This is a genomic window from Rheinheimera sp. 4Y26 (assembly GCF_025245835.1).
Lineage (GTDB): Bacteria > Pseudomonadota > Gammaproteobacteria > Enterobacterales > Alteromonadaceae > Pararheinheimera.
On record NZ_JAOBWS010000009.1, the window covers coordinates 35,889 to 55,183 of the forward strand.

The window sequence follows — 19,295 nt, forward strand, 5'->3', positions numbered from 1 at the left end:
ATTATAAATAAATTATATTTTATGTGAGCTCAAATCTATGCCCACTATTCAACAACATCGCTGAGTGTTTTTACCAACCAGATACCCCTATAAGTTGATGGAAATACCTCAAACGTCACACCAATCACAAATGATAACAATTGTTATTTGTATGAGCGATAACTATAATGCCGCTGGTTTTAATGTTGCACCTTTGGAGTAAATAATGCCCGGCACTCACAACATGATGTATTTAGCAGTTTTGTTGGCGCTTATCCCAGCGTCCGCTCAGGCTGACGATGACAAAGATATGAAGAGCATCGAGCGGATTACCGTCACCGGAAGCCGTATTGTCGAAAGTCTGGACGAGGTTCCGGCAAGCATTACTCTTATTGACCAGCAACAACTACAGGAAAATCTTAAGGTCAGTTCCGAACTGCAAAACCTGCTGGCGCTTGCTGTGCCTGGCATGGCACCAGGTACCGGCAGTACCAGTAATTTTGGTCAAACCTTACGCGGCCGTAATGTGTTGGTGATGATTGATGGGGTGCCGCAGGACACACCACTACGAAATGGTGGTTTAGGCATTCGTACCTTAGATGCCGCCAGTATTGAACGTATCGAAGTGGTCAATGGCGCCACGTCAATTTGGGGCAACGGCGCTGCCGGTGGTGTTATTAACTACATCACCAAAAAACCAACCGAAAATGCTGCCAATGTCATGTTGTCACAGTCCGTGCGTAGCAGTCTGGTGAAGACCAAAGATAGCCTGGGTTACCGCACTGTCGTTTCGGTGGATGGCACTGAGGGTAAGTTGGGCTATGTCACTAAACTATCGCAGGAGAAGTATGGTGTGCAGCGTGACGCCGACGGAGACATTCTGGGCTTGCAATATGGCCTGTCTGACAGTCAGCAACGAGATGCTTTTCTGAAGTTTGTCTACAGTCTGGACGACAGCCGTTCTATGCAGCTCAGTTACAACTATTATGATTCTGCTCAGGATGCCAATTACCGTGATGTGCCCGGCAATATTGATTTGGGCGGCAAAACCTACGCTGTACCTCTGACGCAAGGCGAAAGTGCACCGGGCGCACCGCAAGGGCCGGAAGGCAATTACAACCTGATGGCAAAATACCAGGATAATGAACTGTTTAGTCACACTGCTTTGGTTGTGGATGCTTACAGCCAAAAAATCGACAACGTATTTTTCTGGTCGCCCACATTGGCCAATCCCGAGCAAGGTTTTAATGGCGGTCAGTCGGCAATACTGTCGGAAAAAGACGGCCTGAGAGCGGTGCTGACCAGCAGTGTCGCTTTGGGACAGCTGGATGCCACCTTTGTCTATGGGCTGGATATGCTTCAGGATGTGACATCACAACCGCTATTGGACCAGCGTATCTGGGTGCCGGAAATGGACATGGGCTCTCACGCATTGTTTGTACAAAGCAAGTGGGAGTTGGGTGACGACTGGACTTTAAAAGCCGGTGCCCGAAACGAGTCGGTCAGTGTCGAAGTGGCAGACTATACCACCTTAAAATTGTGCACTAATGCCCAAACCTGCTCTACACCATTTGCAGTTTCTGGTGGAGAAATAGATTACGACGCAACAACTTACAATGCTGGTATCCGCTACAGATTGTCCAACGCCTTTTCACCTTTTGTCAGCTACTCAGAAGGTTTTGAAGTGCCGGATCTGGGCTTACTGCTGCGAACTGCAACCGTTAAAGATATCAGTTTGATCCAAAGTGAAGCGTCGGTGGTGAAAAACTATGAAGCCGGATTTAGCAGCGAGCTGGACGCCCTGTATCTGAATATTGCTGTCTATCGCAGTGAGTCCGAACTCGGCACAGGTAGTCAGTTGGATAAAACCACAGGTATTTACATACCGGTAAGGGCACCCCAAAAAATATGGGGTTATGAAGCATCCGCAGAATACCGTTTGTCCGATGCCTGGCAGTTCAGTGCAGCTTATGGCTATACCGAAGGCAAAGACACTAAAAATGATATTTACCTTGGCGCCCGGCAAATCAGTGCGCCTAAATTAACCAGCTCAGTGCGTTATCTGCCAACTGCCGATCTCAGCTTTAGTATGTATTGGTTGCATGTGTTTAATCGTGACCGTTTTATGCCAAACACCCAGGGTTTTTATACAGGCGATCAGGGACCGGTTCATAGTTACGATGTGCTGAACCTGTCAGCCAACTACCAGTTCAATAACTGGCAATTGTTTGGCGGTATTGAAAACGTGCTGAATGAAGATTATTTCCCGGCGCGTTCCCAATCATTCAGGTACGGTAGCGGCTATAGCGTAAAAGGCATAGGAGCTACTGTTAATCTCGGCGTCAGCTACACATTTTGATGGTGCAGTTAGCTGAAAAATGGTCGGCCATAATCAGGCGTAACAAACCCTGGTACGTCAGTGTGGGGCGTGGCCGGTTCTGGCACCGGCTGCTAGGGTTCTGGCTTGGCGCAGTGTTACTGCTGGTCTGTTTGACCGGCAGCATTCTGCTGTTTAAAAACCCGTTGCTGCAATGGTTATATCCGCAGCTGAATATCAGCCTGGTGGACGACCCTCAGTTACAGGGCCTTGCTCTGGACAGTCTTGATCAGAGGCAATATGCTTTTGTCCGGCTACCAAACACCACAAGGCCCTGGCTGGAATTGTCACGGCTGGACGGCACCCTGGAGTACTGGTCTGTGCCGGTTTCCGCAGTCGAAACACCTCGCTTACTGCTTAGCCGTGCGCCTTATAGTGATCTGCTGGATTGGTGTTATCAGCTGCATTTGTATCTGTTTGTGAAACCCTGGAAACATCAGCTGCTTGGTGTGGTTGGATTGGCAGCATTGTTATTGCTGGCGACTGGGGTTAAAACACAATGGCCGCGCAACTGGCGTATGCTGAAATTGCCACTGCACGCCCGCACCTTGCCGGCCATACAGCGTCACCGGCAATGGCATTATGTTATCGCCGTGCTGAGCCTGCCCTTGTTACTGTTGGTGGTCAGTACAGGTACTGCTATAGCGTACAACACACAAACCCAACAATTGTTCAGCTGGGTGCTGCAAGACCCCCCTGAGCCCGCAATAAAAGCAGAGCCTGTGTTACCTGCTGTGGCGTTGACGACTTCAGATTGGCCGCTATGGTTGACCACAGCCCGGCAGTTGGTGCCAGATGCGCAGCTCCGGCTTGCCAGCTTTCGCAAAACTGCAACTGATGTGGTGCAAATGCGTGTGCAGCTCCCCGAAGAGTGGCACCCAAACGGCCGTTCGGTGATCCGCCTGGCGCCAGATGGCACTGTGCTGTCGCTGCAACGAGCCACAGAATCAGCACCGGGGCGCCAGCTCAGCCAGTTGATCTACCCACTGCACGTCGCTGCGGTTGGTGGCACCTGGTACTTATGGTTGCTGTTCGGCAGTGGCTGGCTGCCACTTACACTCTGGTGGCTCGGAGCTCACTGGCGAAGAGGCCGGCTTCAAAAAGAAAAGCATAGGGGCTAATTCTGTCAGGGTGCTGACACAAACTTAACTGGAGATAGTCAAAAACCACTTGATCATTCAAGCGTCAAAAGCCCCGCTAACGAGGGGCTTCAAGGGTTTTTAATTAACTTTATTTAAAAACGTACTTGCTAGAACGGAATATCATCATCAAAGTCGATGCTTGGTTCCATTGGCGCGCGGTTTTGCTGACCAAAGCCACCTTGTTGTGGCTGGTTGTAAGCCTGTTGTGGTGGCGCCTGGTTATAAGCTGGCTGAGCTGGCGCCTGGTTGTAGGCCGGTTGAGCCGGAGCCTGATTGTATGCGGGCTGCTGTGGCGCCTGGTTGTAGGCTTGTGGTGCCGGAGCCTGATTATAAGCTGGCTGGGCCGGGGCTTGATTATAAGCCTGTGGTGCCGGCGCCTGATTATAGGCAGGTTGCGCCGCTTGTTGTGGCCGACCCTGACTCATGCCTGGTGTAGGTGAAAACACAAAACCCAGTTTGGCATCGAGAATTTCAATCGACAGGTTTAAGCCATTGGCTCCCTGGAACTGACGGATACGCTGTTTGTCGCCGCTGACTTCAATAATGGCGCCTTCCACCAGCGCTTGCTGGTAAAACTGAATTTGTGCCGGCGCTTTGGCAAACACCACGGCTTCGTAGTTACACCACTGTTCCATTTTGGTTTCACGGTCGTAGTACTTCACGCCCAAGCGCAGGCCAAAACCTGTTGATTCACCGGCCTGAAACTGAGTGGCGGCTTTATTTAACTTGCCTGTAATAGTTGTTGCCATGATTACTTTACCTTCTGATTAATAGTCTGAAGAACTGCTGCCGGGTATTGTTGCCCCTGTGCAGCACCGGCTGTACCGGCCAGAGTTTTTCAGTGTGATCCTTGTGCTGACTTCAATCGGGCGCCACTGCTTAACCAAGCGCCCCTGAAATCCAATTTTTGGCGGTCAAGCCACCTTATCCCGCTTTTTATACTGTTGCCGTCCCGGCTTGACCCTGCGCTGAGCCCAACAAAGCCTGTGCCTGTTGCAGATCAAAATCGCCCGGCGCCACCTTTAAATAACAACGTTGCTCGGCCAGCACCACTGTGGCTTCCTGCACACCGGCAAGCTTGCTTAACTGCGCCACATAAAAATTTGCCGTCCTTTCATCGGGCACGACCAGCGCAAAGGTCAGTCGTTGTGCCCGGGCAGGCACCACCAGCGAACGGGCAATAAGCAGCCATAGTAAACCAATTCCGGCGGCAACCGCAAACACAGCCGACAGGCCAAAATTACCTGAAACAGCACCGCCGATCAGCCCACCAAGGAAAGCCCCAAAAAACTGCGCACTGGCATAAATCCCCATGGCGGTGCCTTTTTGGCCAGCAGGCGCAATACGTGATACCAGTGCCGGCATACTGGCTTCCAAATAGTTAAAAGCAACAAAAAACAGCAGCAGCGCACTGACACTCAGCCACAACTGCTGACCACTAAACATTAACAATAAACTAACAATCAGCAAGCCGATCGCCAGTAAAAAATAACCTTTTTCCTGTTGTTTGCGCATAGCCAGGATCATCATCGGCACCATCAACACAAAAGCGCCGAGCAGCACCGGCAAATACACCTGCCAATGTTGTTCAGAAGCCAGCTGCTGACTTAATAACTGTTGTGGCACCACCACAAAAACAGCGGTCAGCATCAGATGCAAAATCAGCACGCCTGTGGTGAGCTGCCATAACTGCGGATGTTTAAATAAATCCAGAATAAAACCGGGTTTGGCCAGAGCTTCACTGTCGCTGGCCTGTTGCACTGCTTTAGGCACTAAAAAACTGACAATCAGCACACCACAAAGCGCCAGGCCTGCGGTAAACCAAAATATGCCACTTAAACCGGCAACTGCGGCGATGAAAGGCCCGGCTATCATCGCTACCGCAAAAGAAAGACCAATAGTGGCGCCAATCACCGCCATCACTTTGGGTCTTTGCTCTTCACGGGTTAAATCAGCCGCCAGCGCCAATACAGCGCCGGAAATAGCGCCCATACCTTGCAGCACCCGGCCAAAAGTCACCATATAAACCGAGTCGGCCAAAGCTGAAACCACTGAACCTACCGCAAATAAACTCAGACCGAGCAACATCACCTGATGCCGGCCCCAACGGTCGGATAACCAACCCATCGGAATTTGCAAAACGGCCTGGGTTAAACCATAAGCGCCAATAGCAAGGCCAATCCACAAGGGTGAAAAGCCAATCAAATCTTTGCCATAAATGGCAAACACCGGGATCAGCATAAATAAGCCTAACATCCGAAAAGCAAACACCAACGCCAGCGAGATGGCGGTGCGCCGTTCCAGTGCGGTTAACTGTTGCATGAATCTTTAATCTCGTGCTGGACACCGGCGAACGGAAGGCAGCCGGTACAAAAGGGCGGCATTGTAACACAACACTGCTGGCTGCGGGTATGGCATCAACAAATCAGCGACTGGCAAGTTCCACTCTGCTGCGGCCATTTTGTTTAGCCTGATACATCGCCAGATCGGCGTTTTTCAGCTGACGCGACAAATCATAATCCGGGCCAAAGCGCGCAATACCAATGCTCAGCGACAAGGGGGCTCTGCCAGATGGCAACTGCGGCAAGTTGAGTTCAGCCACAGCGGCCAGCATCTGCGCCGCGGTGAGCTGCGCCCCGGCCAGGTCGGTATCAGGCAAAAACACTAAAAACTCTTCACCGCCAAAACGGGCCAATAGCTGCGGTGTTTTGAGTTGTTGTTGCAGGCAGTTGGCCACTGCAATCAAGACTTCATCACCCACATCATGGCCAAACTCATCATTCACTTGCTTAAAATAATCCAGATCCATCAGCAGCAGCGCTGCAGGCTGCTGTTTTGCCGCCAGCCGCACCAACTGTAAATTCACCGCTTCAAAAAAACCGCGGCGGTTTAACAAAGCCGTCAGCGGGTCGTGAGTCGCTTCACCTTTCAGCTGCTGCTGATTTTCTTCCAGATAACCAGTCAGCGCAAAAATAGCATAAGCCGCCATAACACCGGGCCAGATGGCCTGAGTAACCAGCTGGCTAGACAACAACCAATGTGGCGCCAGCAGCAATAGCACAGAACGTACCAGCACCACCAGCACCCACACCACCAGTGTCAGCGCAAACCAAAAATCTGAGCGGGTACGTTGTGGTTTATGCCATAACATCAGTCGGATCACCGGCAATAACACCAGCAAAGATGCCACCGTCTGCCCATGCCAGACAAAATGCTGATATTGCAGCACAGCAAAATAGCTGTACCAAGATGCATGCAACACAAAACCGGCACACAACCAGAATACAGGCAGCGGAACAGCGGCGCGGCGCATGGCAAAAGCCGCCAGCAACCATAAATTGGCACAGGAAAACAGATTAGAAATCACCACAGCAGCCGGCCATTCAGGCCATAGATAAAACAACCAGCTGATGGCATCCGCTAAAAAGGCCAGCTGTAAAAAGCCCAGACTGCCCACAGTTTGAGGTTGGCCACGCAGCCGATAACAGGCCAGAAAAAACACCAGCGCCAGCTGCATCATCCCCAGAATATAAATTTGTTCAGCAGTCATAGTGGCGGGAAGTTGAACTCACAGCATTCATGCTTCGAGGTTAGTCGCAGCCGTCTCACAATGCAATGCAGCGGCTGTCAGCTTGCAGCAAAAAGCCGGACTGCAAAATCACAACCAAAGAAGCAGCTCCGACGCCGCCTGTCAGTCATGACACAACCGCTAAAACGCTGTGTTGTTGGGCTGCAACAAGGCATCCAAAATGGCACAGTCCGGCGTTTCGTCACCACAACAGGCATCCGACAATTGCTGCAGAATCTGCTGCATTTGCTGCAATTGACTGATTTTGACAGCTATTTCAGCCAGATGTTGGCTCGCCAGCTGTTTGACTTCACGGCTGGGCCTGGTTGGGTTTTGCCAGAGCAACATCAGCTCTTTGATCCTGTGACTGGAAAACCCCAAATCCCGTGCCTTACGGATAAAAGCCAGCTGCTGTAACTGCTGCGGGTTATACAGGCGGTAACCTGCAGCAGTGCGTGTGGTTTTTACCAGCCCCAATTCTTCATAATGGCGGATCATTTTGGCAGACACACCACTTTGGACAGCAGCCTGACCTATGGTGAATAAGTTTGTGTTGCTCATAAGGCCTCCTGCACTTGCTGTGGCAGAGTTTTTGGCCGCCAGCGTTGTAATAACAGCGCATTACTCACCACCAGCAAACTGCTGCTGGCCATGGCCGCACCGGCAATCACCGGACTCAGGTAACCCAAAGCTGCCAGTGGAATGCCAAGGCTGTTAAAGATAAAAGCCCAGAATAAATTTTGCTGAATTTTGCGGTAACTTTGCCGTGAAATTTCCAGCGCCGCGCTGACCAGGCCAGGGTCGCCCCGCATCAGCGTAATAGCGGCAGCGCTCACTGCCACTTCAGTGCCTGTGGCCATGGCGATCCCCAAATCGGCCTGGGCCAGCGCCGGCGCGTCGTTAATACCGTCCCCTACCATAGCCACCAGCTCTCCCCGCTGCTGATACTGCTGCACCACTTTGGCTTTATCACCGGGCAACATCTCAGCGCTAAACTCGGTAATACCCAGCTGAGCTGCGGTATAACGGGCGCTGGCCTGGCTGTCGCCGGTCAACATAGCCACTGTCACGCCCTGATGTTGTAAAGCGGCCACCGCTGCTTTGGCTTCTGCTTTGGCCTGGTCGACAAAACAATACAGCGCCAGCAACTGGTAATGCTCACCTTGCTGCTGCGCCAGCCAGGACACTGAAGCCCCTTCCACTGCAATTAACTCCAGCGGCAAACTCAGACCCAGCTCAGTCAACCAGCCACCACTGCCCATCAGCAAACTGCGCCCGGCCACTTCACCGCGAATGCCACGGCCAGCCACCACCTGCACCTGAGTCACCGGCAATAACTGCAGCTGTTGTTGACGGCTATGTTCCAGCACAGCACGCGCCAGCGGATGTTCACTGTGTTGCTGCAAAGAGGCGGCCCACAGTGCGGCTTCTGCTTCAGTACAGGCAAAGGCCTGCAGTTGTTGCACCACAGGTTTGCCCGCTGTCAGGGTACCAGTTTTATCAAACACCACCAGGGTGATGGCTTTGGCCTGCTCCAGTGCCACCGCGTTTTTAATTAAAATACCAAAACGGGCGGCGGTGCCGGTACCGGCCATAATAGCGGCTGGAGTGGCCAGACCCAAAGCACAGGGACAGGCGATCACCAGCACAGCCACTGCATTTAAAATGCCCTGCACCCAGTCACCGGCCAGCCAGCCAAACCCCAGCAGCGTCACCAGCGCAATCAACACCACGGCAGGCACAAACACAGCACTGACTTTATCCACCAACGCCTGCACCGGCGCTTTGGCTCCTTGCGCCTGCTCTACCATGCTGATAATGCGCGACAAGGTCGATTCCGCCCCCACTGCAGTGGCCCTGATTTGCAACACGCCGTCCAGATTGACCGAACCGCCTGTGACCTTGCTACCGGCATTTTTGCCAAGCGGCACACTTTCACCACTGATCAGCGCTTCATCAACATGGCTGCTGCCACTTTCAACCACCCCATCCACCGGCACTCTGTCACCGGGTTTGACCAGTACTAAATCGCCTTTTTTCACAGCTCCAGCGGCCATCACCACCCAGTTGTCTTGTGCATCCGCGCCGGCCTGCCAGACCATGGCTTGTGCCGGCTGCAAATTTGCCAATGCACGCAGCGCATCTGTGGTGTGTTTTTTCGCGCGGTGTTCTAAATATTTCCCGAGCAGCACCAGAGTTAATACAGCGGCGCTGCTTTCAAAATACAAATGTGGCATCACCATCCCATGCGCCTGATGGCCACTTTGGGTCAAGCCCCAGCCAGAGTAAGAGTCCCACCATAAATACAAACTTAAAAAATAAGCGGCGCTGGTGCCAATCGACACCAATAAATCCATATTGCCGGTTTTAGCTTTTAAGGCGCCCCATGCGGCGCGGTAAAAACGGGCGCCAAAATAAAACTGCACCGGGGTCGCCAGCACAAATTGCCAGAAGGGCGGGAGCATCCATTGTTCTGCTGCCTTTGCGCCCAGCCAGGGTGTGAATAACAGTGCCAGCATCGGCAGCACCAAAGGCAGGGTGAGCACTGCGCTGCCAAGCACTGGCCAACTGTCTTGTTGCCAGAAAGGCTTCCGCTGCCCTTGTGCTGTATCAGCAGCGGCGGCGTCACCGCTTGCTGTGGCCGACAGTGGGAACTGCGCCTGATAACCGGCTTTTTGTAGCACAGCAGCAAGTGCAGCGTCGTCCACTGCAGATATCAGCGTCAGCTGCGCCTGCTCTGTTGCCAGATTCACACTGACACTAAGCACCTCCGGTAAAGCCGCCAGCGCTTTTTCCACCCGGCCAACACAAGAAGCACAGCTCATCCCGACCACCGCCAGTTGCTGCTCTGTCAGCTCCAGCTGATATCCGGCTTGTTGCACAGCTTGCGCCAGCGCAACAGCACTGAGTTGGTCGCCACTGACACTGGCGGTTTCACTGGCCAGATTGACCGACACAGCGTTCACACCAGGCACTGCAGCCAGCGCTTTTTCCACCCGACCCACACAAGACATACAACTCATGCCTTTGATTTGTAACCGCATCATTTTGTCTCCTTTGTGCCAGCCGGAACCGGCTTTCGCCACACCAAGTTTTGCAACTGTCAGGTGAGGCTAAAGCTTGCCATCATGGTAAGGTCAAGCCCTTTATTGCAAGTATCCGGCAACACAGCAAACCAACTGTTCCCCCCGCAATAACGCCAGCTTAAGCTATTGACGCTAAAATATAAAAAATGACAACAACGGCCTTGACCTTGCCCCGGGGGCAAACCGCAGACTGCCAACCGGCCAAAGCTATAAACAAGCAGCACAGAGGCCTGTCGTTTGCAGCAACCAGTCACAGTGACCGCTTTGTGATTGTTGCCTGCTGCACTAACCAACAGAGGAACACCTGATGTTTACATTAAAAATTGAAAGCATGACCTGCAACCATTGTGTCAGTCTGATCAACAAAGCGCTGAATCAGCTGCAGGCCGATTTAGCTTTTGACATCGACCTGCCAGCCCAGACTTTACAGGTGCACAGCGATATTGATGTGTCAGATGTGATTGCCGCGCTGGAAGAAGCAGGTTATCCGGCCGTACTACAATAAAGCCCACAATAACCAGGCTTATCAAGCAATGTGATGCCGGCTTGCCAAAAAATCTGTATTTATATACAGTGTCTTGCTGTATGGGTTGAACTTCAGTGTGCTGCTACCGGACTGATCCGAACGCTGCGTCCTGACATACTTTATGCTTCAACCTGTTGGCTTTAGGCTGTAACTACAGATGGCAGGCTGGCTCAGGCCAGCCCTGACGCCCCCAGCAACCCGCCGCTGAACCGGAACTGTGATGGACAAAATTGATATCCGGGGTGCCCGCACCCACAACTTAAAAAACATTTCGCTGCAAATTCCCCGCGATAAACTGATAGTGATCACAGGTTTATCCGGCTCCGGCAAATCGTCTCTGGCTTTTGATACGCTATATGCAGAAGGCCAGCGCCGTTATGTTGAGTCGTTGTCAGCCTATGCCCGGCAGTTTTTAAGTCTGATGGAAAAACCCGACGTTGATCATATCGAAGGTTTGTCGCCGGCTATTTCGATAGAACAAAAGTCCACTTCGCATAACCCACGTTCTACTGTGGGCACCATTACCGAAATTTACGATTATCTGCGGTTGTTATTTGCCAGGGTGGGCGAGCCACGTTGCCCAACCCACGATTTACCCTTAGCCGCCCAAACCATCAGCGAAATGGTGGACAAAGTGGTGGCTTTCCCGGAAGGCACCAAGCTGATGGTGCTGGCGCCTGTAGTACAGGAGCGTAAAGGTGAACACGTCAAAACCCTGGAAACTTTAGCTGCCCAGGGTTATATCCGTGCCCGCATTAATGGCGAAATTTGTGATTTGTCTGACCCGCCAAAACTCGATTTACATAAAAAACACACCATCGAAGTTGTCATCGACCGCATTAAAGTGCGCGACGATATTAAACAGCGGCTGGCGGAAAGTTTTGAAACAGCGCTGGAGCTGAGCGGTGGTATTGCCAAAGTTGCGCCTATGGATGTGGAGCCCGGCCAAAGCAGCGAAGAGCTGATTTTTTCCGCCAACTTTGCCTGTCCGACTTGTGGTTATTCCATGGCCGAATTAGAGCCGCGGTTATTTTCATTTAATAACCCGGCCGGTGCCTGTCAGGCCTGTGACGGCCTTGGTGTTAAACAATATTTTGATGCTAATAAAGTGATTGTAAGTTCGGAACTGAGCCTGGCCGGTGGGGCTATTCGCGGCTGGGATAAACGCAATTTTTATTATTTTCAGATGTTAAAATCCCTGGCTGAGCATTATGGCTTTGACGTGGACGCGCCTTTTCAAAGCCTGACAAAAGATCAGCAAAACGCCATTTTAAACGGCAGTGGCCGCAAAGACATTGAGTTTAAATACCTGAACGATCGCGGCGACATTGTGCTGCGCAAACATCCTTTTGAAGGCATTTTGCCGAATATGGAGCGGCGCTACCGCGAAACTGAGTCCAATGCGGTGCGCGAAGAGCTGGCAAAATATCTGGCCAGCCAGTGCTGCCCTGTTTGTGAAGGTTCCCGCCTGCGCGAAGAGGCGCGCCATGTGTTTATTGGCAACACCACCTTGCCACACATAGTTGAGCTGTCGATTGGTGATTGTTACCAGTATTTTCAGGCACTGACGCTGACCGGGCAAAAAGCCCAAATTGCCGAAAAAGTATTAAAAGAAATTCAGGACCGGCTGATGTTTCTGGTCAACGTTGGCCTGAACTACCTCAACCTTTCCAGAAGCGCCGAAACTTTATCCGGCGGTGAAGCGCAGCGTATCCGTCTGGCGAGCCAGATTGGCGCCGGTTTAGTGGGCGTGATGTATGTGCTGGACGAACCTTCCATTGGCCTGCACCAGCGTGACAACGACCGTTTACTCGGCACCCTGACTCATCTGCGCAACCTCGGCAACACAGTGATAGTGGTAGAACACGACGAAGATGCTGTGCGTTTAGCAGACCATATTATTGACATTGGCCCGGGCGCCGGTGTGCATGGCGGTGAAGTGGTCGCGCAGGGCACTTTGGCTGATATTGAAGCCTCTGAAGCCTCTTTGACCGGCCAGTATTTATCGGGTAAACGCAAAATTGCCGTGCCAGATAAACGCCATGTTGGTAAAAAAGGCAAAGAACTAAAAGTGTTAGGCGCCACCGGCAACAACCTGAAAAACGTGGATTTAACCATTCCTTTTGGTGTGATGACCTGTATTACCGGCGTTTCAGGCTCGGGCAAATCCACCCTCATTAACGACACGCTGTTTCGGGTGGCGCACAAGGTGCTGAACAAAGGCGAGGGCGACGACCCGGCACCCCACCGTGCTATTGAAGGCCTGGAGCATTTTGATAAATGTGTCGATATCGACCAGAGCCCAATAGGCCGCACACCCCGTTCAAATCCGGCCACTTACACCGGTATTTTTACCGCAGTACGCGATTTATTTGCCGGCACCCAGGAAGCACGTTCACGCGGTTATCAGGTGGGACGCTTTAGCTTTAACGTCAAAGGCGGGCGCTGTGAAGCTTGTCAGGGCGACGGTGTGATTAAAGTGGAAATGCACTTTTTACCCGACGTGTACGTGCCTTGTGATGTCTGTAAAGGCAAACGCTACAACCGTGAAACGCTGGAAGTAAAATACAAAGGCAAAAACATCCACGAAGTGCTGGAAATGACAGTGGAAGACGCGCGGGAATTTTTTGATGCTATTCCTGCTGTGTCGCGCAAATTACAAACCCTGATGGATGTGGGTTTAACTTATATCCGCCTCGGCCAGTCGGCCACCACACTTTCCGGTGGTGAAGCGCAAAGGGTGAAACTGGCGCGCGAGCTCAGTAAACGCGACACCGGCAAAACCCTGTATATTCTGGATGAACCCACCACAGGCCTGCATTTTTACGATATTCAGCAGCTTTTGAATGTACTGCATAAACTGCGTGATCACGGCAATACCATAGTGGTGATCGAGCATAATTTAGACGTAGTCAAAACCGCTGACTGGGTGGTGGATTTAGGCCCTGAAGGCGGCAATGGTGGTGGTGAAATTTTAATTGCCGGCACACCGGAGCAAGTGGCGGCCTGCGAAAAATCTTATACCGGTCAATATTTAAAGCCTTTGCTGGCAAAATAAACCGGCGCTGAGTTCATCATCACAACAAAAACGGGCAAACAACAGTTGCCCGTTTTTTTATGCTAGTTGTTGGATGCTGATCAGTTGGATGCTGATCTGCTGGGTTCTGTGGCTAAAGCTTCGATCAGACACTTAAACGTAAGGCTGAGTGCTATTGTTATGCGCTGTGGTGATGTGGTTATTCACTGCAGCTTGAGCAAAAGCCTTGCGGCGCTCAACTCCTTGCTGCGCTAAATCCCTTGCTGCGCAATGTTTTGGCTTTTATTATCTGCCCATCTTTTTGCGCGGCACTGCCGCAACCCGGTGATGTCGATGAAAAAACTCTCAGCCGTACAACTCAAACAACAAAAAGCCGTGTTAACTGCCGTCGAAGCGCTGGAACAACAAGCAACTGCTGAACTGCCGGGTTTTGTGCAAGGTTGGTTTAGTCTGGAATATGAAGCTTTTCCGGCGTCATTATTGGTGCGGCTGCAGCTGGTATCGGATGAAGCTGTGGCGCTGGCGCAGCCCCAGTTATTGTTATGGCAAAAACGCCTGAGCGCTTTAATGCTTAAACGGGGCGTAATTTTAAAAGATATGCGTAAACATCTGGTGTTCACCAGCCAAAGCCCGGAAGACTAAAACCGGCGCTCACTTTGGGTAGCGCCGGTGCTGCGCCCCCCAACCAACGCACTCAAAACCTCAGCCCGTCCATTCGAACCAAGTCGGCCAAAACAAAGAGGTACTCACCTCAGCTGCCTTGTCTGCCGACCGGGGTAACCAGCTCAGTATTGATGTGCTCTGGCGGCATGCTGGTGTTATTTTTCGCGTATAAAAACACGGCGATATCCAGAGCTGATCACAAATAAAAATTGAGTTAATGCGAACTATTTGTGTTAGTATCAGCGCGTTTCTTATCAGGAGAGTATTTTAGATGTCTGCCAACACCTTGCGTTATTCCCGACTGGCAAAAGCCGTAGCTCTGTTTTGTGTTGCATCACCCCTCTATGCCGCTGATGCCGCTAATGCCACTCTTGATGAAGTGTCAGTGATTGAAAAAAAGGCTGAAAAGAAAAAAGCCACCCCCACTTTAGAAGTGATCAAAATTACCGCCAGCAGCGCTGATGCGCATTATCTGGAAACGGGCACAGTCAATCTGGTGAGCCTGGAACAAATTGAACAAGTGCAGCCGCTGTCAACCGAAGACGTGCTGCGCCGTATTCCTGGTGTGAATATCAAAACCGAAGATGAAACTGCGGTAGTGGCTAACTTTGGTATCCGCGGCCTGTCGGCCAGTGAGTCTAAATCTCTGATGCTGGAAGATGGTGTACCTGTTGCGCCTGGTTTATTTATCGGCAACGAACGTTATTTTAATCCGCGTATTCAACGGGTTGCCACTGTTGAAGTGCTCAAGGGTTCAGCCTCTTTACGCTATGGCCCTTCCACTATCGGCGGTGTGGTGAATTACCAGACCAAAACGCCGGATGATGGTGTTGAACTCTCAGGTCGCCTTGGTTCTTTTAACACCCGCGAGCTGAGCGTAGAAGCAGGTAACCGCAATGCGTCCGGCGACGCTTATGCCGGCGTGATTGTCAGCCACGCCAAAAGCGACGGTTTTATGGACAAAGGTTATGACATGACAGACATCCTGGCCAAAGCCGGTGTTGAGTTTGCCAATAACCAGAAACTTGGCATCAAGGTGTCACGTCATGAAAACGACGCCAATATTTCTTACCGTGGTTTGCTGCTGGGTGAATATCTGGCCGATGTAAAAACCAATCCGGCACCGGACGACTTTTTATTAATTGACCGTACCGCCTTTGACATTAACCACGAGTGGCAAATTAACAACGATATGACGTTAAACACTGTGGCTTATTACAGCGATATGGCGCGTGACTACTGGCGTTATGGCGTGAACAGCGCCGCTTCTAACGCTGCGGGCCGCTGGGTGTACACCAATAACCTGAACGGTAACAACCGTGCTTTTGAACGTGTGGGCATTGAATCACGTCTGAGTGTAGAACATCAGCTGGCCGGCCTTAACAGCAGCTCTGAATTTGGTCTGCGCCTGATGAGCGAAGAGTCGGACGACCAGCGGATTGCCGCCACCCGCGCTGCTGATCGCAGCGGTACTCTGGCTGCCCACCTGCAGGATTCCGCCGACAGCGTGGCTGCTTATGCACAAAGCCGTATTCAGCTGACTGAACAACTGGCGATGACACCTGGTGTTCGTATTGAATCCTACGAGCAAAAAAGGCTGAACCTGCTGCAAAACAACAACGAAGCCAAAACCACCAATACGGAAGTGTTGCCTGGTGTTGGTTTTACCTACAGCCTGGACAACAACCAGCTGTACGGTGGTTTGTACCGTGCTTTTTCGCCAGCCGCCAATAACGTGGCGCTGGATGGCTTGAAAGATCAGCAGCTGGACGGCGAACGTTCGGTCAACTACGAAATGGGTATTCGCGGCACCACAGACAAAACCCGTTATGACGTAGCGGCTTTTATGATGGATTTCAGCAATCAGGTGGTGACAGGCAACAGCGATCCAAACCTGTCGCGTTCAAACGCCGGTGAAACCCGCCACTATGGTATGGAATTCAGCCTGGGTTACAGCCTGGCCACGAACCTGATGCTGGATTCAAACCTGACCTGGGTACCTGAATCTGAATTCAGAACCGGCAGCACCGCAGGCAACCGCATTCCTTATGCGCCTAAAGTGATTGCTAACCTGGGTCTGAGCTACGACCTGTCTCAGTGGAATTTTGCGCTGAACCTGCACCACCGTGGTGAGCAGTTTGGTGACCCAAGCAACAGAATTGATATTCCGGCCAACGCCGCCAGCGGGATCTGGGGCGGTTTATTACCAGCCTACACAGTGCTGGACCTGTTAGCGCAATACGATGTCAGCAGCCAGTTTAACCTCTTTGCGTCAGTGAAAAACCTGGCCGACAAACGTTATATCACCGGCCTGCGTGAAGGTATTTATGTCGGTCCTGAGCGTTCATTTGAGCTGGGTGCCCGCTACCGCTTCTAATGCCTTGTGGCTGTCAAAAAACCACCTCCCTGAGGTGGTTTTTTATTTGCGCAGCAATCGAAGCAGTAGCGCTTAGCGGTTTTGCGCAAGCTTGCTTTAATCTGAAAGATGAAGCTTGTCCGCTGCTGTTGCTGCCGCGTTTGTGGTTTCAGAACCCAGCGGCAGACGTAATCTGGCAATAGCCCCCCCACCTGGCCTGTCCAGCCGGATAAAGTCGCCGCCATGCTGATGGGCCACCCGCGACACTATCGCCAAACCTATACCATGCTGCGGCACAGCGTCGGGTCTGGCTTGTGCTGTGCTACCATTGCTGCTGTTGTGATTGGCCCGGCTTGCAGCAGCGGCGCCAGCGGCTGACTGCTGTTGTTGCCAGCCGCTGCCGTCGTCACAAATATCAATCAGGCAGTCACTGCCCTGCACTTTAAGCTCAATCCAGACTTTGCTCTGGCAATAGCGCAGCGCATTGCTGAGTAAATTCGACAGCGCTCTTTTTAATAGCTTTTCGTCGGCCTGAATGGTTAAAGCCGGGCCTGGCAACAAGGTCAATTCATGCTCAGAATTGGCAGCAAATTTATCAATCAGCTCCTGCACCAGCAGCGGTAAATTCAGCTGGCTCAGCTCTAAATCAGCACGAAAATCCTGCTGCGCTAAGCGCAGGTAATCATACACATTGTCTTCAATTTCCTGCAGATTGCGGCAGACCTGAGCATAATGCGCCGGACTGAGTTGTGATTCGATACTCAGCATAATAAAACGCAGCCGCGCCAGCGGCGTTTTAATGTCGTGGCACACAGTGTCGGCCATTTCCCGCTGCAGTGAATTTAAATCTGTGATGCGCTGATTCATCCGGCTTAACGATTGCGCCAGCGGTTGCAGATAAGATTTGGCACTGAGGCGAAACGCCGGCAAATGGCCGCGTTTTATTTCCTGCAAAGCGCTGAGCCTTAAAATTTCCACATCACGGAACACATTGCGGCTGAGCCAGAACATACAAAGCAGCAACAGCAGAATAAACACATGGGCTAAATCAATACTAAAATCGGTGCCGTCCGGCAGATTCAGTTTACTTAAACACAACAGCTCACCGGCGCCCACTTCACTGCACAAAGACGCATTGCCACTGTTATCGCGCATCACTTCAATAGCGTAATAAAAACCGGGTTGCGGCTGCCACATGCCGGCCGGGTAAGTCACAAACAAAGCGTCGGTGCAATCGTCGGTATCTGACAGCCGGCAACTGAGTTTTTCCCGGATGTTGTATTCGTTGACATGCAACAACAAACTTTGTGCAGCGTCTGCGATATCGTCGCGTTGATAGGCCCAGCTATACAACTGATTCAGACTGAAAAACAGCAGCAATACCACCAGCACTATGCCAAGGTAAAAACGCCACAAGGCCGATCTCATGTGCTGTGCTCCGTGCTGTCTGCCGTTGTGGCTTCTGCATAACTGATGCAATAACCCTGGCCCCAAACCACCCGGATATTCCAGTGTGGATCAACGGCTTGTAGTTTACGCCTCAGCCTGGAAGCACGACCGTCCATGGTGCGGTCTTCCCCGTCATATTCCCGGCCCAGTTGTTCCCGGAATAATCGCTCACGGCTGATGGCCACACCATAATTGTCCAGCAGCGCCAGCAATAACTGCAATTCGGCATTGGTCAGACAAATGTCCTGGCCTGCCACACTGGTGTGGCCGCTGACTCTGTCCACCGTTAAATTGTGGTTTTGCAGCACAGTGACAGTGGGCGTTTGCGCCGCTGCGCTTAAAAACACTTTAATTTTTGCCAGCAAAATGCGCGGATCTAAGGGTTTGAGCAGATAATCCTGTGCACCCAGCTCCAGCCCTTCCAGCTGTGCGCCCACAGACGTTTGCGCCGTCATAAATAAAATCGGCCCTTTAAATTGCTGACGGATTTGCCGCACTAAATCAAAACCGCTGCTGCCAGGCAGCATCACATCACAGACGATTAAGTCAAACTTATGCGCCAACAGCAGTCTTTTTGCTTTTTGCGTATTGCCACAACTGGTGATCTGATATCCCTGCGCCTGCAAAAAATCGCTGACTAACCGCGCCAGTTCTACATCGTCTTCAATCAGCAATAAATGATGCATCAGGGTGTGCCCCAGCTGGCCCGGCTGCGTTTAAGCAGCTGATCACCGGCATTTAAATCAACCTGCAGCACCCGAACCAGCCGGCTATCGAGCAAAGCGCCACTTTGTTGGGCGCGCAGTTCAAGCCGGGTATGGCTGGTCAGCATGAGTTTTAACTGTTGTTCGGCGCCATTGCCGCATAACAAAGGTTCGGTCGCGGATTTTTGATACAAACAAGCCGGCACCTGCTGTTGCCAGCTGACTTTGACTTGCAGTTCACAGGGTTGTTGTGGATGCTGTTGTGGATACTGTTGTGGATCATGCAGACACAATCTGGGGTGTAACTTAAATTCGGCTGCTGCCAGCGGCTGGCTGAAACAAACAAGCGCCAATACCAGGCCAGCTGAAAGCGTCATCAACAAGCTGCCAATCATGCTGTGCTCCTGT

The 19,295-nt window shown here is 51.7% G+C and carries 14 protein-coding genes; 6 read left to right on the top strand and 8 right to left on the bottom strand.

The features are described from left to right. Positions 1-223 precede the first annotated feature (223 nt). Both N3Z11_RS12305 and N3Z11_RS12310 read left to right on the top strand, forming a co-directional pair. Positions 224-2,338 carry a TonB-dependent receptor gene (locus tag N3Z11_RS12305; RefSeq protein WP_260657482.1) on the top strand — a complete coding sequence of 705 codons (2,115 nt, stop codon included), beginning with the start codon at positions 224-226 and terminating at the stop codon, positions 2,336-2,338. After that, the gene (locus N3Z11_RS12310) at positions 2,338-3,477 is read left to right on the top strand and encodes a PepSY-associated TM helix domain-containing protein (protein ID WP_260657483.1); all 1,140 of its coding nucleotides are present in this window, start codon (positions 2,338-2,340) and stop codon (positions 3,475-3,477) included. Before N3Z11_RS12305 ends, N3Z11_RS12310 begins: the two co-directional genes overlap by 1 nt. Positions 3,478-3,605: 128 nt before the next feature. On the opposite strand, the gene N3Z11_RS12315 is transcribed toward N3Z11_RS12310, so the two are convergent. From N3Z11_RS12315 to N3Z11_RS12335, 5 genes are all read right to left on the bottom strand, one after another. Further along, positions 3,606-4,247, bottom strand: coding sequence for a hypothetical protein (locus tag N3Z11_RS12315; protein WP_260657484.1), 642 nt, complete (start codon positions 4,245-4,247; stop codon positions 3,606-3,608). Between the two features lie 187 nt (positions 4,248-4,434). Beyond that, positions 4,435-5,820, bottom strand: a complete 1,386-nt coding sequence (locus tag N3Z11_RS12320) for an MFS transporter (protein WP_260657485.1) — start codon at positions 5,818-5,820, stop codon at positions 4,435-4,437. A gap of 103 nt (positions 5,821-5,923) precedes the next feature. After that, positions 5,924-7,048 carry a sensor domain-containing diguanylate cyclase gene (locus N3Z11_RS12325; protein WP_260657486.1) on the bottom strand — a complete coding sequence of 375 codons (1,125 nt, stop codon included), beginning with the start codon at positions 7,046-7,048 and terminating at the stop codon, positions 5,924-5,926. Positions 7,049-7,207: 159 nt separating this feature from the next. Then, positions 7,208-7,627, bottom strand: a complete 420-nt coding sequence (locus tag N3Z11_RS12330) for a MerR family DNA-binding protein (protein ID WP_260657487.1) — start codon at positions 7,625-7,627, stop codon at positions 7,208-7,210. Further along, positions 7,624-10,110: a heavy metal translocating P-type ATPase gene (locus N3Z11_RS12335; protein WP_260657488.1), complete on the bottom strand. Its 2,487-nt coding sequence runs from the start codon at positions 10,108-10,110 to the stop codon at positions 7,624-7,626. Before N3Z11_RS12335 ends, N3Z11_RS12330 begins: the two co-directional genes overlap by 4 nt. A 349-nt stretch (positions 10,111-10,459) precedes the next feature. Here N3Z11_RS12335 and N3Z11_RS12340 point away from each other — a divergent pair, with 349 nt between their 5' ends. The 4 genes from N3Z11_RS12340 (at position 10,460) to N3Z11_RS12355 (ending at position 16,755) form a co-directional block, all read left to right on the top strand. Next, positions 10,460-10,657, top strand: coding sequence for a heavy-metal-associated domain-containing protein (locus N3Z11_RS12340; RefSeq protein ID WP_260657489.1), 198 nt, complete (start codon positions 10,460-10,462; stop codon positions 10,655-10,657). A gap of 241 nt (positions 10,658-10,898) precedes the next feature. Then, on the top strand, positions 10,899-13,736 hold the full coding sequence (uvrA, locus tag N3Z11_RS12345) for an excinuclease ABC subunit UvrA (protein ID WP_260657490.1): 2,838 nt from the start codon (positions 10,899-10,901) through the stop codon (positions 13,734-13,736). A 312-nt stretch (positions 13,737-14,048) separates the two neighbouring features. Beyond that, positions 14,049-14,357 carry a hypothetical protein gene (locus N3Z11_RS12350; protein ID WP_260657491.1) on the top strand — a complete coding sequence of 103 codons (309 nt, stop codon included), beginning with the start codon at positions 14,049-14,051 and terminating at the stop codon, positions 14,355-14,357. Positions 14,358-14,649: 292 nt separating this feature from the next. Beyond that, on the top strand, positions 14,650-16,755 hold the full coding sequence (locus N3Z11_RS12355) for a TonB-dependent receptor family protein (RefSeq protein WP_260657492.1): 2,106 nt from the start codon (positions 14,650-14,652) through the stop codon (positions 16,753-16,755). Positions 16,756-16,851: 96 nt separating this feature from the next. Here N3Z11_RS12355 and N3Z11_RS12360 read toward each other — a convergent pair whose 3' ends face one another. From N3Z11_RS12360 to N3Z11_RS12370, 3 genes are read right to left on the bottom strand one after another with little or no spacing between them, the layout of a single operon-like run. Beyond that, positions 16,852-18,162 carry a sensor histidine kinase KdpD gene (locus N3Z11_RS12360; RefSeq protein ID WP_260657493.1) on the bottom strand — a complete coding sequence of 437 codons (1,311 nt, stop codon included), beginning with the start codon at positions 18,160-18,162 and terminating at the stop codon, positions 16,852-16,854. Beyond that, a complete protein-coding gene (locus N3Z11_RS12365; protein ID WP_260657494.1) occupies positions 18,159-18,869 on the bottom strand; it encodes a response regulator transcription factor in 711 nt (236 codons plus the stop codon). The genes N3Z11_RS12360 and N3Z11_RS12365 overlap by 4 nt, the downstream gene beginning before the upstream one ends. Beyond that, positions 18,869-19,282, bottom strand: coding sequence for a DUF3019 domain-containing protein (locus tag N3Z11_RS12370; RefSeq protein WP_260657495.1), 414 nt, complete (start codon positions 19,280-19,282; stop codon positions 18,869-18,871). The genes N3Z11_RS12365 and N3Z11_RS12370 overlap by 1 nt, the downstream gene beginning before the upstream one ends. Positions 19,283-19,295: the final 13 nt, after the last annotated feature.